The organism is Atopomonas sediminilitoris (assembly GCF_022601735.1).
In the GTDB taxonomy this organism is placed as follows: Bacteria; Pseudomonadota; Gammaproteobacteria; order Pseudomonadales; family Pseudomonadaceae; genus Atopomonas; species Atopomonas sediminilitoris.
This window is the reverse complement of sequence record NZ_JAKUMM010000007.1, coordinates 39,111-53,488: the sequence shown is the minus strand read 5'-3', so window position 1 is coordinate 53,488 and position 14,378 is coordinate 39,111. Positions and strand designations below refer to the sequence as shown.

At 58.1% G+C, this 14,378-nt stretch carries 11 protein-coding genes; 9 read left to right on the top strand and 2 right to left on the bottom strand.

Annotated features, from left to right (window positions below; genetic code table 11):
• Nucleotides 1-100 precede the first annotated feature (100 nt).
• From mreB to tldD, 8 genes are all read left to right on the top strand, one after another.
• Nucleotides 101-1,138 carry a rod shape-determining protein MreB gene (mreB, locus tag MKI83_RS11885; protein ID WP_241587061.1) on the top strand — a complete coding sequence of 346 codons (1,038 nt, stop codon included), beginning with the start codon at nucleotides 101-103 and terminating at the stop codon, nucleotides 1,136-1,138.
• A 94-nt stretch (nucleotides 1,139-1,232) separates the two neighbouring features.
• A complete protein-coding gene (gene mreC / locus MKI83_RS11880) occupies nucleotides 1,233-2,183 on the top strand; it encodes a rod shape-determining protein MreC (RefSeq protein WP_370867394.1) in 951 nt (316 codons plus the stop codon).
• Nucleotides 2,183-2,671, top strand: a complete 489-nt coding sequence (gene mreD, locus MKI83_RS11875) for a rod shape-determining protein MreD (RefSeq protein WP_241586475.1) — start codon at nucleotides 2,183-2,185, stop codon at nucleotides 2,669-2,671. The genes mreC and mreD overlap by 1 nt, the downstream gene beginning before the upstream one ends.
• Entirely contained in the window at nucleotides 2,671-3,270 is a 600-nt protein-coding gene (locus tag MKI83_RS11870; RefSeq protein WP_241586472.1) for a Maf family protein, read from the top strand. Before mreD ends, MKI83_RS11870 begins: the two co-directional genes overlap by 1 nt.
• A complete protein-coding gene (gene rng / locus MKI83_RS11865) occupies nucleotides 3,267-4,724 on the top strand; it encodes a ribonuclease G (RefSeq protein WP_241586470.1) in 1,458 nt (485 codons plus the stop codon). The genes MKI83_RS11870 and rng overlap by 4 nt, the downstream gene beginning before the upstream one ends.
• 47 nt (nucleotides 4,725-4,771) lie before the next feature.
• Nucleotides 4,772-8,599, top strand: a complete 3,828-nt coding sequence (locus tag MKI83_RS11860) for a YhdP family protein (RefSeq protein WP_241586460.1) — start codon at nucleotides 4,772-4,774, stop codon at nucleotides 8,597-8,599.
• Nucleotides 8,596-9,414, top strand: coding sequence for a carbon-nitrogen hydrolase family protein (locus tag MKI83_RS11855; protein WP_241586457.1), 819 nt, complete (start codon nucleotides 8,596-8,598; stop codon nucleotides 9,412-9,414). The genes MKI83_RS11860 and MKI83_RS11855 overlap by 4 nt, the downstream gene beginning before the upstream one ends.
• Nucleotides 9,415-9,433: 19 nt before the next feature.
• On the top strand, nucleotides 9,434-10,876 hold the full coding sequence (gene tldD, locus MKI83_RS11850) for a metalloprotease TldD (protein ID WP_241586455.1): 1,443 nt from the start codon (nucleotides 9,434-9,436) through the stop codon (nucleotides 10,874-10,876).
• Between the two features lie 68 nt (nucleotides 10,877-10,944).
• On the opposite strand, the gene yjgA is transcribed toward tldD, so the two are convergent.
• The gene (gene yjgA, locus MKI83_RS11845) at nucleotides 10,945-11,463 is read right to left on the bottom strand and encodes a ribosome biogenesis factor YjgA (RefSeq protein WP_241586445.1); all 519 of its coding nucleotides are present in this window, start codon (nucleotides 11,461-11,463) and stop codon (nucleotides 10,945-10,947) included.
• Nucleotides 11,464-11,533: 70 nt separating this feature from the next.
• Between yjgA and pmbA the strand changes: the two genes are divergently transcribed.
• A complete protein-coding gene (gene pmbA / locus MKI83_RS11840; protein ID WP_241586443.1) occupies nucleotides 11,534-12,925 on the top strand; it encodes a metalloprotease PmbA in 1,392 nt (463 codons plus the stop codon).
• 79 nt (nucleotides 12,926-13,004) lie between these two features.
• On the opposite strand, the gene mgtE is transcribed toward pmbA, so the two are convergent.
• Nucleotides 13,005-14,357 (bottom strand): magnesium transporter, encoded by a 1,353-nt coding sequence (mgtE, locus tag MKI83_RS11835; protein WP_241586441.1) that lies wholly within the window; start codon nucleotides 14,355-14,357, stop codon nucleotides 13,005-13,007.
• Between the last annotated feature and the right edge of the window lie 21 nt (nucleotides 14,358-14,378).

Genomic DNA, 14,378 nt, shown 5'->3' with positions numbered 1-14,378 from the left:
AGCCGGTGAATTTAACATATTGGTGCCTTGCCCAAAAACCCCGCCGTTGTTAGAGTTTGCGGCACTTTTTTTCGCACCGCCTACGGTAGCCTTCAGCATGATTTTTAAGAAAATTCGCGGCATGTTCTCCAGCGATCTCTCGATCGACTTGGGCACCGCTAACACCCTGATCTATGTTCGTGACCGCGGTATTGTGCTCAATGAGCCGTCCGTCGTGGCGATCCGCAACCACGGCACGCAAAAAAGCGTGGTCGCCGTGGGCACTGATGCCAAGCGCATGCTGGGCCGTACCCCAGGCAATATTTCTGCTATCCGCCCGATGAAAGACGGCGTTATTGCCGACTTCAGCGTGTGCGAGAAAATGCTGCAGTACTTCATCAATAAAGTGCATGAAAACAGCTTTCTGCAGCCTTCGCCGCGCGTATTGATCTGCGTGCCGTGCAAAAGCACACAGGTCGAGCGTCGCGCGATTCGTGAATCGGCCCTGGGTGCTGGCGCGCGTGAAGTGTTCTTGATTGAAGAGCCCATGGCGGCGGCCATCGGTGCCGGCTTGCCGGTAGAAGAAGCGCGTGGCTCGATGGTGGTGGATATCGGTGGTGGTACCACGGAAATCGCCCTGATCTCGCTGAACGGCGTGGTGTATGCCGAATCTGTCCGCGTCGGCGGCGACCGCTTCGATGAAGCCATCGTCACGTACGTGCGCCGTAACTACGGTTCGCTGATCGGTGAATCGACCGCTGAGCGCATCAAGCAAGAAATCGGTGCCGCGTTCCCCGGTGGCGAAGTGCGTGAAATCGACGTACGTGGCCGTAACTTGGCTGAAGGCGTACCGCGCAGCTTTACCTTGAACTCCAATGAAGTGCTCGAAGCGCTGCAAGAGTCGCTGGCGACCATCGTGCAAGCGGTGAAGAGTGCGCTGGAGCAATCACCGCCTGAGCTGGCCTCCGATATCGCCGAGCGCGGTTTGGTGTTGACCGGTGGTGGCGCGCTGCTGCGTGACCTGGACAAGCTGTTGGCACAAGAAACCGGCCTGCCGGTGATCGTTGCCGAAGACCCGCTGACCTGTGTTGCGCGTGGCGGCGGTAAGGCGCTAGAGCTGATGGACAAGCACTCGATGGACTTGCTGTCTACCGAATAAGCGCGCCGCGCCCGTTCTACAAGCCACAAGCGGCGCGTGAACTTAGCTTCACGCCCCTTGTGGCTTTTGACTTTTTACCTGTGGAGATTTCGCCATTAAGCCACTGTTCAGCAAAGGGCCAGCGCTCACCACGCGATTGCTCGCGTTTGCGTTTTTGTCTGTCGCCTTGATGGTGGTGGATGCTCGTTTCGATGCGCTTAAACCGGCCCGTCAACAAATGGCGTTGGTACTGACCCCGTTTTATTGGCTGGCAGATTTGCCCGTGCGCACATGGAATAGCGTCACCGAGCAGTTCAATAGCCGCAGCGAAATGCTGGCTGAGAACGAACGCTTGAAGGCCGAAGCGCTGTTGATGCAGCGGCGTTTGCAAAAGCTGGCCTCGCTGACTGAGCAAAACGTGCGCTTGCGTGAGCTGTTGAACTCCGCCGAATTAGTCGACGAGCGCGTATTGGTGGCTGAGCTGATCGGTGTCGACCCGAACCCCTTTACCCACCGCTTGCTGATTAATAAAGGCGGTCAAGATGGCGTATTTCTTGGTCAGCCCGTGCTGGATGCCAGCGGTTTGATGGGGCAAGTGGTGGAGGTTATGCCTTACACCGCCCGAGTACTGCTGATCACCGACAGCAGTCACAACATTCCGGTGCAGGTGAACCGGAATAGTTTGCGCGCCATTGCCATGGGCACGGGTAATCCCGAGCGCTTAGAGTTGCGCCACATTGCCGATACCGCCGATGTGCGCGAAGGCGACTTGCTGGTCAGTTCAGGCTTGGGGCAGCGCTTTCCCGCCGGTTATCCAGTGGCGCTGGTCACCGAGGTGATTCACGACTCGGGTCAGCCGTTTGCGGTGGTGCGCGCTGAGCCTACGGCTAAGTTAAACCGCAGTCGCTATTTGTTGTTGGTGTTTAGCGACGGCCTGAGCAGTGAAGAACGCGCAGAAAAGGCCGGCGAGGCACAACACAAGGCCGATCAAGATGAGGCCGAGTCAGCGTCAGCATCGCCTGTGAGTGCTGAAGCCACTCCCGCGCCCGCTCCGGAGGACAACTGATGGCTGGTGTTAAAGCAAACAATGGCTGGGTGGTGTGGCTAAGTTTGGCAGTTGCCTTGCTGCTTAGCGTGGCGCCGATGCCGAAAAGCCTCGAACTGGTGCGCCCGTTGTGGCCGGCGCTGGTGTTGGTGTTTTGGTGCCTACAAACCCCGCATAAGGTCGGCATGACCACGGCTTGGTTGCTGGGGCTGTGTGAAGACGTGTTGTATGGCCAGCTGCTTGGGCAGGGCGCCCTGTGTTTGGTGGTGTTAGCTTTCTTAGTGCTGCTTTTGCACCAGCGCTTACGCATGTTCCCAGTATGGCAGCAGGCGCTGATTTTGTTGATGCTGCTCGGTATCAGTCAATTGCTGCAGCTGTGGCTCAATGCCTTGGTGGGCAATCGTCCGCCGACATTGTTGTTCTTACTGCCGGCTGCCGTGAGTGTGTTGGTGTGGCCATGGGTGTACGGTTTGCTCAGCGGCGTTAAGCGCCGTTTTGCGGTGAACTGATGCCGGCACTGGTGTTGGCCTCAAGCTCACCGAGACGTCAGGAGCTGCTGACGCAAATTGGCGTGCCTTTTTCTGTATTGGCGCCGCATATCGATGAAACCCCGCGCCACAACGAGTCTGCCGAGCAGTACGTAGAGCGCATGGCGCAAGAGAAAGCGCGCGCCGTGTTAGCCCAGTTGCCGGCCGGTGACACACGCTGCGTATTGGCCGCCGATACCTCGGTGATTGTCGATGGTTTGATCCTGGGTAAACCCGCCGATCAGGCTGAGGCTCGGGCTATGCTGTTGCGCTTGTCGGGTAGGCGGCACCAAGTGCTAAGCGCCATCGCCGTGGCCGATCAGACGACGCTGCGCAGTCAATTAGTGTGCAGTGATGTGGAATTTAGAGCCCTGCGCGAGGCAGAAATAGCGCAGTATTGGCACACTGGCGAGCCGTGCGATAAAGCCGGCGGCTATGCTATTCAAGGCTTGGGCGCGGTGTTCGTGCAAGCCATTCACGGGAGTTACTCGGCCGTCGTGGGTTTACCGTTGGCTGAAACCGCAGCAATGCTCAGCGCCTTTGGCGTCGCGTGTTGGCAGATCAAGGAAGCACAAGCATGAGCGAAGAAATCCTCCTCAACATTACCCCTATGGAATCGCGGGTTGCCGTGGTGGAAAACGGCGTGTTGCAGGAGGTGCTGGTCGAGCGCACCCAGCGTCGCGGCATTGTGGGCAACATCTACAAAGGCAAAGTGGTGCGCGTGCTGCCCGGCATGCAGGCGGCCTTTATCGATATCGGGCTTGAGCGTGCGGCGTTTATTCATGCCTCAGAAATCACCCCGCAAGAAGGCCAAACCAGCGACAACATCAGCGCTTTGGTCAGCGAAGGGCAGAGTTTGGTGGTGCAAGTCACCAAAGACCCGATCGGCACTAAAGGCGCACGCCTGACCACGCATTTGTCGATCCCCTCGCGCTACTTGGTGTATATGCCGCAAACCAGTCACGTTGGCATTTCCCTGAAAATCGAAGATGAAGCCGAGCGCGAGCGGCTGAAAAATGTCGTCATGCAGTGCATGGCCCAAGAAGGCATTGGTGAAGAAAGCGGCTTTATTTTGCGTACCGCCGCCGAAGGCGCGGGTGAAGACGAGTTGCTGGTGGATATTCGTTATTTGCGCCGCTTGTGGGAGCAAATTTCGCAGCAAATGCTGGTGGCGACTGCGCCATCGGTGATTTATGAGGATTTGACTCTAGCCCTGCGCACCCTGCGTGATTTGGTTAATCCCCATATTGAAAAAATCCGCATTGATTCACGCGAAACCTTCCAACGCGTCAGCCAGTTTGTCGATGAGTTGATGCCAGAGGCCGCCGACCGGCTAGAACATTACCCCGGTGAGCGGCCGATTTTTGACCTGTACGGGGTTGAAGATGAAATCCAAAAGGGCATGGAACGTAAGGTCATGCTCAAGTCCGGTGGCTATTTGATCATCGATCAGACCGAGGCCATGACCACCATCGACGTCAATACCGGTGGTTTTGTCGGTCATCGCACGCTGGAAGAGACCATCTTCAAAACCAATCTTGAAGCGGCTACATCAATTGCACGGCAACTGCGCCTGCGCAACTTGGGCGGCATCATCATCATTGACTTCATCGACATGGAAGATGAAGAGCATCAGCGCCAAGTGCAGCGCACGTTGGAAAAGCTGCTCGAGCGTGATCACGCTAAAACCAACATCATCGGCATTACCGAGCTCGGCCTGGTGCAGATGACCCGCAAGCGTACCCGCGAAAGTTTGGAACAAGTGCTGTGCGAAGCGTGTCCTAGCTGCCAAGGGCGCGGCATGCTGAAAACGCCAGAAACCGTGTGCTATGAGATCTTCCGCGAGATCATGCGTGAATCGCGGGCTTATCAAGCGTGTGCTTACCGGGTGCTGGCCAGCCAGCGGGTGGTTGATCGCTTGCTGGATGAGGAGTCGGGCAATGTCGCCGACCTTGAAACCTTTATCGGCGGCACGATCACCTTTCAGGTCGATACCTTGTACTCGCAAGAGCAGTACGACGTGATTCTGCTGTAATACCCTCACGCATACCGCACGACATTACCGATTCGGGATTGACCCCCATGTCTAGTTTCTTGCAGTGGCTGTTACGTGTCCTGCGCGTCGGCTTGACCTTAGCCGCCGTGTTGGTCGTGCTGCTGGCTTTGTATGTCAACCTCGGCCGGCAATACATCCCCTTAGTGGCGGAGTATCGCGACGACCTCGAGTTGCTACTCAGTCAGCAGCTCAAAACACCGGTAGTCATTGGGGCGGTTTCAGGCCACTGGGAAGGCTGGGCACCGGTGGTGCGCTTAAATGATGTGCACTTTGGTGAGGGTGCCGAGCAACTGCGTTTTAAGCGTCTGCGCGTTATGCCCGCCGTGTGGGATTCGCTGCTTAGTCGTCAGCCGGTGTTGGCGCAAATCGGTATTGCCGAGCTGGATCTAACCCTGCAAGAAATGCCGGATGGGCAGTGGCAGCTGACTGGGCTAACGTTGCCCAAAGGGAATGGGAATCTAGATACCGAGGCGCTGCTGGCGCGCATGAATCAGCTGCAGTCTCTACAAGTGTTCGATAGTCGATTACTGATTCGCTTGCGCGATGCAGAGCCCATGCAGTTAGAAAACATCTCGCTGGGGCTTAAGCTGAGCTTGCGTCGTCAGCAACTGCATGGTCGTTTGAATTTGCCGGATGGCCAGCCGCTGAGCTTTTCCTTATCCACTTCCTTAAAAGCCCTCAAGTTAGAAAGCTTGGCGGCCAGCGCCTATGTAAGCCTGCCTAACAGTGACTGGTCACGTTGGGTGCCTAAACGCCTGCTTGGCGATTGGCAGCTGCATGAGGCTCAGTTTGGTAGTGAACTCTGGCTCGACTGGGCAGCCGGTCAACCGCAGCGTGTGGCCTTGCGACTGCAGGGCGACAGTATCAATTTGGCAGCACCGGGCAAGAGTGCGCGGCGGGTTGAGAACGTGCAGTTGGCGGCTGATTTCTCGCGTCAGGGCCTAGGCTGGCGGGCACAAATAACCCCGCTGACGTTCACCTTGGATGACGAAGTATGGAGCGGCGGTGCAGTGAGCGCCGAAGGCGATCGCATGGACGCCAGTGCCTTGATTCGCCTGCAAGCCAATCGCGTGCACCTGAATCTGATTGCTCGTTTGTTGCGCGCGTGGGCGCCTTTGCCGGCGGCGGCAGATGCTTGGGTCACGCAGTTAGCCCCCAGCGGTAAGCTGCGTAACGTCAATCTGGACCTTAATCTCAGCGCCCAAGCGCTCGCCGATAAAGCGCGTTTCTCGGCCAATCTCGAATCCGTGGCGCTCAAACCCTACAAGGGGGTGCCGGGGCTGGCGGGTGTCTCGGGCTTGGTCACTGGCAATGCCGCCGGAGGCAGCCTGTGGTTAGAAAGTGATGATTTCACCCTGTTTCTAAACACGGTTTTTGCCAAGCCTTGGCAGTATCACCAAGCCCGCGCACGGTTGGACTGGCAATTGGATGCTGAGCGCTTGCTGCTGAGTAGTCCGCGCCTAGCGTTGCGCGGTGAGGAAGGCGAGTTAAACGGCGATCTTAACCTCCATCTGGCGTGGGCTGCGGATGCTGAAGATTGGTTGGATTTGCGCGTGGGTTTGCGTGATGGCGATGCGCTGCAGGCGCTGAAGTACGTGCCCAAGGCGCCGATTGTCTCTGACACGTTAGGTGCGTGGTTAAGCAGCGCGGTGAAAGCCGGCGCCGCGCCGCAGGTGGGTTTTACCTATCAAGGACGCATTAACGCCGGTGGCGAGTCTGCTGCGCGAGCACTGGCGCTCTCAGTACAAGTTCAGGAGGCAGAACTTGCGTTTGCCCCGGACTGGCCCACCTTGGCGCAAGCCGAGGGTTGGGTGCGCTTTGAACACGGCAATACCCGTGTTGCCGTGACTCAGGCCGAACTGGCTCAGGTCGCCATCAAGGATGCGCAAGCGCAGGTGTTGGCACCGGCTGCAGGTCAATCGGCCGTGTTGCAGTTGCAGGGGCAGCTCAGTGGGCAAATGGCCCATGCGCTACGGGTATTGCAAACAGCGCCTACGCCAGCAGCCAAGGCCTTACAAGGCTGGCAATTATTTGGGCCGCTTAAGGCTGACTTGCAGCTGGCGTTACCGCTGGCTCAAAACGCGGGGACAGCCAAAATCAAAGTTGGGCTGGACCTGCAAGACGCCAAGTTGCAGTTGCCGCAGCCAGTTTTGACGCTGGAAGCAGTCAACGGGCAGGTGGTGTACGACAGCGAGCGCGGTATCAGTAGCCCCACCTTAACGGGGCGCGTATTAAAACAGCCCTTTAGCGCCAAGATCGAAGCCACCGGCGCGCAAGGGGATGCCAGCTCAATCGTGCAAGCCCGTGGCAGCTTGCCGTGGCAGAGTCTGGCGTTGTGGCTGGGGATTAAGCAGCCTTTGCCGCTGCAAGGTACGTTGCCGTATCACCTGACTTTGGCCCTGAATGATCAAGACAGCTTTATCAGTGTGCAAAGTAGGCTCAAGGGGATGGCGGTTCAGCTGCCTGCGCCCTTTGGCAAAGGCGCTGACGAAGAGCGCGATCTACTGTTCAAAATGAGTTTAGGCGGCCGAGATCGGCAGATTTGGCTGGAATATGCCGAACAGGTCTACGCCCGCTTGGTGCAGCAAGAGGGTCGCCCGTTACGAGGCCAAATCAATCTGGGTGGCGAGCACGCCAAATTGCCTGCGCAGGATGGATTAGCGGTTAGTGGTCATCTTGCAACGATTGATTGGGCGCAGTGGTCCCCGGTGGTGGAGCGCTTGCGCGCCGGTCAAGATGCCACGGCTGCCGCTGGCGCAAACCCGTTGCGCCGCGTGCAGCTACGGGTTGATCAATTACTCGCCGGTGGTATGCAGTTCGATCAGTTGCAGTTGGGGGCCAATGCGCAAGGTGCAGGCTGGGCGATCAATGCCGACAGCGCCCAAGCCCAAGGCGAACTGCTGATTCAGCCGGATAAACCGCTCGATCTACGAATTGCTCGGCTGGATTTGCCGGCCCAAGACCCCGACGCACCACCGGCGCAGGAGGATCCGCTGGCGAGTGTGTCTCCGGAAGATTTGCCAGCGCTGGATTTCGACCTTAAACAGCTGAATTTAGGCGGTAAGCCCGTAGGGGCGATCAGCCTGCGTGTACGTGCGGTGCCCAGCGGTGCACGTATCAGTGAGTTGAAGGCAGACCTGCGCGGACTGCAGGTCGGTGGCGAGTTGGACTGGCTTGGCGCGGCTGGCCGCACGCAAACGCAGTTTCGAGGCACGCTGAAGAGTAAAAACTTAGGCGATGTGCTGAAAAACTGGGATTACCACGAAAACTTACGCACCGAGTCTTTCAAACTCGAGACGAATCTAACCTGGCCCGGTTCACCCGCCTTCTTGGCTTTGAAGCGTTCCAGCGGTGCGCTGAAGCTAGACATGCGCAATGGCGCGTTCTTGGAGGTGGAGTCCGGCACCCAAGCTTTGCGCGTGTTTAGCCTGCTTAATTTCAGCTCCATTTCGCGCCGCTTGAAGCTCGACTTCAGCGACTTGTTCGGTAAAGGTTTTGCCTTTGATCGCTTGCGTGGCGAGATTGCCGTCGACACCGGCATACTGACTCTGAGTAAAGATAAACCGCTGGTGGTCAATGGCACCTCGGCGCTTTTGGATCTGTACGGCCAAATCGATCTGCCGCGCGAGCATGTCGACATGCAAATGCAAGTCACCCTGCCTGTGAGCAATAACCTCGCACTGGCTGCGTTGATGGCAGGGGCGCCACAAATCGGTGGCGTGCTGTACATCGCCGACAAACTGCTGGGCGATCGCTTGTCTAAAATAGCCAGTGTGAACTACCAAATCACAGGGCCGTGGCAAGAGCCCGAGGTGAAGTTTGTGAAGCCTTTTATCGATAAGAACAAGCCATGAGCCAGGTCGCGGTCATCCAAATGGTCAGCGGCGCTGATACCGTGGCCAACCTTCGCAATGCGGAAGTGTTGCTCCGTCAGGGCGCGGAACAAGGCGCCAAGCTCATGGTGCTGCCCGAGAATTTCGCCACGATGGGGCGACGTGATTTGGCGAGTGTCGCCGCTGCCGAAGCGGGTGATGAAGGCATGATCGTGCCGTGGCTCAAACGCATTTGTCGTGAGCTGGATATTTGGCTCGTGGCAGGAACGTTACCGCTGCTGCCTGAGGGCGCGACCTCCGGTAAGCCTTGCGCCGCTAGCTTGTTGATCGACAGCGACGGCGAGGTGGTGGCGCGTTACGACAAAATCCATTTGTTCGATGTCGATGTGGCCGACCAACACGGTAGTTACCGTGAATCCGATGATTATGCCCACGGTGATCGTGTCGTCGTGGCGCAAACGCCGGTCGGGCGTGTCGGGTTGTCGGTGTGCTATGACCTGCGCTTTGCCGAGCTGTACCTCCAACTGGCTGCGGCTGGCGCAGAGCTGATCTGTATTCCGTCGGCGTTTACCGCGGTGACGGGGGCCGCGCATTGGCAAGTGCTGACGCGCGCACGGGCGATTGAAACCCAATGTTATGTGTTGGCCCCCAATCAGGGCGGCGTGCACAGCGCCAATCGCCACACGTTTGGCCACTCGGCCATTATCGATCCTTGGGGGCAGGTGCTGAATGAGCAGCATCAAGGCTCCGGTGTCCTGCTGGCCGAGATTGACTTGGCCGCGCAGCAGGCAATGCGACAACGTATGCCGGTGGCTACGCATCGTCGTCTTTCATGATGTTTTCTAGGAGTTATCCATGACGGATATGTTGCTACCCGTGGCCGAGCGTTTGCTGGCGCCGGGTGAGCTGGATGTTGAGCGCTTGAACCCTTTGCTGGCGCGTTTGCAGGCGCCGGGGGTTGATGGCGCTGATTTGTATTTCCAGCACATCATCAGTGAAAGCTGGGTGCTGGAAGACGGTATTGTCAAAGAGGGCAGCTTTAACGTCGATCAAGGCGTCGGGGTGCGCGCGATTAGCGGTGAAAAAACCGGCTTCGCTTACAGCAACGCCATCGCTTTGCCCGCACTTGAGCAGGCGGTTGATGCGGCGCGCTCCATTAGCCGCGCAGGGCAAGATACGCCGCGTGGGCAACTGATCGCCGCGGCCAGCGTACCGGCGCTGTATGCCGCGGATAATCCGCTAGAGGTGCTCAGTCAGGCGGATAAGGTGGCTTTGCTTAAGCGCATTGATGAAGCCACGCGCAGTCTTGATCCTCGTATTCAGCAAGTGACGGTGAGCTTGGCCGGCACGTGGGAGCAAATCCTCATTGCGGCCAGCGACGGCACCTTGGCCGCCGATGTGCGGCCGTTGGTGCGCTTTAACGTGAGCGTGATTGTTGAGCAAAACGGCCGCCGTGAACGCGGTGGTCATGGCGGCGGCGGTCGCGTGGATTACCGCTACTTTTTGAGCGAAGACCGTGCCATGGGTTACGCCCGTGAGGCGTTGCGTCAGGCGTTGGTTAACCTTGAGGCCAAGCCCGCGCCGGCGGGCAGTATGCCGGTGGTGATGGGACCTGGCTGGTCTGGCGTGCTGCTGCACGAAGCAGTAGGACACGGCTTAGAAGGCGACTTCAACCGCAAAGGCAGCTCGGCGTTCAGTGGCCGCGTGGGGCAGCAAGTCGCTTCGCCGTTGGTCAGCGTGGTCGATGACGGCACCTTGGCGCAGCGTCGCGGCTCGCTGACGCGTGATGACGAAGGTACGCCAACGCAGTGCACGCCGCTGATCGAGAAAGGCATTCTCAAGGGCTACATGCAAGACAAGCTGAATGCTCGTTTGATGGGGGTGGCGGCCACCGGTAACGGTCGTCGCGAGTCTTACGCCTGTTTGCCCATGCCGCGCATGACCAACACCTACATGCTTGCAGGTGAGCATGATCCAGAAGAAATCATTGCCTCGGTGAAAAACGGGATTTACTGCAAGTCGCTCGGTGGCGGTCAGGTGGATATCACCAGCGGTAAGTTTGTGTTCTCCACCAGCGAAGCTTATTTGATCGAGAACGGGAAAATTACCGCACCGGTCAAAGGCGCGACCTTGATTGGCAATGGCCCCGAGGCGATGAATCGCATCAGCATGGTCGGTACCGATCTTGAGCTGGACAGCGGTGTCGGCACGTGTGGAAAAGACGGTCAGTCAGTGCCTGTCGGTGTAGGTCAGCCGACATTGAAGCTCGATGCGATCACTGTGGGCGGCACGGCTTGAGCGCATTAGCGCATCGTCAACCGTGGGCTCCCGCAGGCGGTGCCGCCGCCAGCAGGAGCCCCGTTGCCTTAGAGCAATCCGCGCTGCTGCTCATCCAGCTCGCGCAGGTATTTGAACAACTTGCGGCTAGTGGCTGGCGGCTTGTTTTCGGCGGCTTCTTTTTGCGCGTTACGAATCATCTGGCGCAATTGTTGACGATCGGCCTCAGGGTATTGAGTGAGAAACTCAGACAAGGCAGCCTCGCCTTCGAGCAGGCGTTCACGCCAGCGCTCCAAGGCATGAAAACGTTCGTTGTAGCTGCGGCTGGCATTGTCCAGCTGCTCCAGCGTGGCGAATACCTCGTCCAGATCCTGCTCGCGCAGCAACTTGCCGATAAATTGCACGTGGCGTTTTTTCGCCGCGTGGGCTTTGTGCTTGGGCGCTTCGCCCAAGGCACGCTGCAAGGCGTCAGACAACGGCAGGCGCTGCCACACGTTGGGCCCCAGCTCAACCAAGCGCGCGCCCAAGTCTTGCAGGTCGTGCAATTCACGTTTCACCTGAGATTTGCTTTTGCTGTCTTGGGAATCTTCGTCGTAATAGTCAGTCATGCGCGGTAATCCAAAAGCTGGGTGCCTATGATAGCCGAGGCAGCCCGCGCGCGCAGTGGAGAGAGAACACATGGGGTCGAATAAGCAACAAACCGCCGAACACGCTGCCGAGACGCAGGGTGTAGGGCCGCAGGATCTACCGCGCCTGCAAAGCTTGGTCGCCGAGATTGTGGCGCAGGCCAAGCAGCAAGGCGCCACCGCCTGTGAAGTGGGGGTGTCGGTTAACCAAGGTTTGGCGGTCAATGTGCGCCGAGGTGAGGTGGAAACACTGGAGTTTAACCGCGATCAGGGCTTTGCCATTACTGTTTATAGCGGGCAGCGCAAAGGCTCGGCGAGCACCTCTGACACTTCGGCAAGCGCGATCAAGCAAGCCGTTGAGGCGGCGCTGGTGATTGCTAAGCATGCCTCAGAAGATCCTTGTGCAGGCTTGGCTGATGCCAATCAGATGGCCCAGCAATTGCCGGATCTGGATCTGTACCACGCGTGGGATTTGCACGCCGATCAAGCCATTGAATTAGCGCAGCAGATGGAGGAGGCAGCCTTTGCCGTCGATCCTCGATTGAGCAACTCTGACGGCGCCAGCGTTAATTTATTCCAAGGCTGCCGCGTGTATGGCAACAGCCATGGGTTTATTGGCGGTTATGCAGGCACGCGGCACAGTATGAGTTGCGTGATGATTGCCGAGGCCAATGTGAATGGCGAGCGGCAAATGCAGCGTGACTATTGGTACGACGTCAACCGTCAGTCGCAAGCCCTGCAAAGTGCGCAAGCGATTGGGCAAAAAGCTGCACAGCGTACCGTGGCGCGTTTGGGGGCTCGTGCGGTGCCTACCGCGCAAGTGCCAGTGCTGTTTGCACCAGAAGTGGCGGCAGGGCTGTTAGGGCATTTTCTGGCAGCTATCTCGGGCGGCAATTTGTACCGTAAAAGCTCGTTTTTAGAAGGGGCTTTGGGGCAGCGCTTGTTTCCTGATTGGCTCAACATCGATGAGCGCCCACATTTGCCTAGCCTGCTCGGCAGCAGTAGTTTCGATAACGACGGCTTGGCCACGCGCGCGCAGTCTTTTGTGCAGGGCGGCGAGTTGGTGTCTTATTTGTTAAGTGTGTATTCCGCCCGCAAGCTGGGGATGACCAGCACGGCCAACGCCGGTGGCGCGCATAACTTGTTTGTTAGTCACGGCGATGCTGATCAGCAGGCGCTGCTCAAGCAAATGGGGCGCGGTTTGTTGGTGACTGAGTTGATGGGGCAGGGTGTCAATATGGTCACCGGCGACTACTCGCGGGGCGCGGGTGGCTATTGGGTCGAAAACGGCGAGATTCAGTTCCCCGTCCAAGAAGTGACCATTGCCGGCAACTTGCGGGATATCTTCGCTAATGTCGCCGCGATTGGTAATGATGTGGACACGCGCGGCAATATTCGCACAGGCTCTATCTTGATTGAGCAGATGACCCTGGCAGGGAGCTAAGCCAGCGCGGTCTCAGCCTGTACGGCGATGAAAAAGGCGCCCTTGTGATTGGCAAGGGCGCCTTGTTACGGTTGACTGCTTAGGCGTAGAAAACGGTCGCCAGCCCCAAGAAGGCCATGAAACCAACCACATCCGTCACTGTGGTTAGGATCACGCCGCCGGCTAAGGCGGGGTCGATATCCATCTTTTTCAGCAGTTGTGGAATCAATGCGCCGGCCAATGATGCCGCCAGCAGGTTGATCACAATGGCGGCGGCGATAATCACGCCGATTAGCGGGTCTTTAAACCAAGCCACCGCCACGGCGGCAATCACCAGCGCCCACAGCACGCCGTTGAGCAAACTGACGATAACCTCGCGGCGTAGCAGCCAACTGGCATTGCCGGGGTTGATCTGGCCTAAGGCCATGCCGCGGATAATCAAGGTCAGGGTTTGACTGCCGGCAATGCCGCCCATGCTGGCCACGACCGGCATTAGGATCGCCAAAGCGACGACTTTTTCGATGGTGGCGTCGAACAAGCCAATCACGGCGGAGGCAATAAAAGCGGTGATCAGGTTGATGCCCAGCCATACGGCGCGGCCTTTGGCGGCTTTGCGGGCCGGTGCGAAGGTGTCTTCTTCTTCATCCAGACCAACACTGGCGAGCAGTGAGTGATCGGCTTCGTCACGCATAACGTCGACGGCATCGTCAATGGTGATGCGGCCCAGTAGCTTGCCGTGCTCGTTGACCACAGGTGCCGATACCAAGTCGTCACGGGCGAAAAGCTCGGCTACTTCGTGCGAAGGCATGTCGACGGGGATGGCCTCGACATCGGTATCCATTAATTCGCGGACACTGAGCTCAGGGTCGGAAATCAAAATCCGCGACAGAGGCAGCACGCCAATAAAGTCTTCCTGACGGTTAATTACCATCAGGCTGTCGGTCATCGGTGGCAGCTCGTCAAACCGGCGCAGGTAGCGCAGTACTACGTCCAGCGTGTGCGTGGGGCGAACGCTGATGACGTCGGTGTTCATCAAACCGCCAGCGCTGTCCTCCTCGAAGGCCATCACTTGCTCGACGCGTTGACGGTCTTCTTCTTCGAGCGACTGTAAAACTTGCGCGGTGATGGCTTTGGGCAGCTCTTGCAGCAAGTCGGCCAAGTCGTCGGTGTCGAGCTCTTCAATCAGCTCGGCCAGCTCGTCGGCATCCATGTGCGCGATGTAGTACTGACGAATGTCTTCGGGCAAGTGCGCGAGCACTTCCGGCTTTAAGTCTTCGTCAATCAGCGGCCACAACAGATTACGTTGACGCTGCGGTAGGGTAGTGAGCAAGTGCGCGCAGTCGGCACCGCTGAGGCTATTGAGCTGTCGCCGCACGGGACGTGAAACGCCGCTTTCAAGCATGGCTTCAAGGGCGTTTAAATCGATGTGCTGGGTGTTATCGGCTTCGGCCATGACAGCTCCCTACAGGTGATG

Excerpts from the sequence above, each read along its gene's own strand:
- mgtE (WP_241586441.1), bottom strand. The coding sequence starts at position 14,357 with ATGGCCGAAGCCGATAACACCCAGCACATCGATTTAAACGCCCTTGAA.
- pmbA (WP_241586443.1), top strand. The coding sequence starts at position 11,534 with ATGGGGTCGAATAAGCAACAAACCGCCGAACACGCTGCCGAGACGCAG.
- tldD (WP_241586455.1), top strand. The coding sequence starts at position 9,434 with ATGACGGATATGTTGCTACCCGTGGCCGAGCGTTTGCTGGCGCCGGGT.
- MKI83_RS11855 (WP_241586457.1), top strand. The coding sequence starts at position 8,596 with ATGAGCCAGGTCGCGGTCATCCAAATGGTCAGCGGCGCTGATACCGTG.
- yjgA (WP_241586445.1), bottom strand. The coding sequence starts at position 11,463 with ATGACTGACTATTACGACGAAGATTCCCAAGACAGCAAAAGCAAATCT.
- MKI83_RS11870 (WP_241586472.1), top strand. The coding sequence starts at position 2,671 with ATGCCGGCACTGGTGTTGGCCTCAAGCTCACCGAGACGTCAGGAGCTG.
- MKI83_RS11860 (WP_241586460.1), top strand. The coding sequence starts at position 4,772 with ATGTCTAGTTTCTTGCAGTGGCTGTTACGTGTCCTGCGCGTCGGCTTG.
- mreD (WP_241586475.1), top strand. The coding sequence starts at position 2,183 with ATGGCTGGTGTTAAAGCAAACAATGGCTGGGTGGTGTGGCTAAGTTTG.
- rng (WP_241586470.1), top strand. The coding sequence starts at position 3,267 with ATGAGCGAAGAAATCCTCCTCAACATTACCCCTATGGAATCGCGGGTT.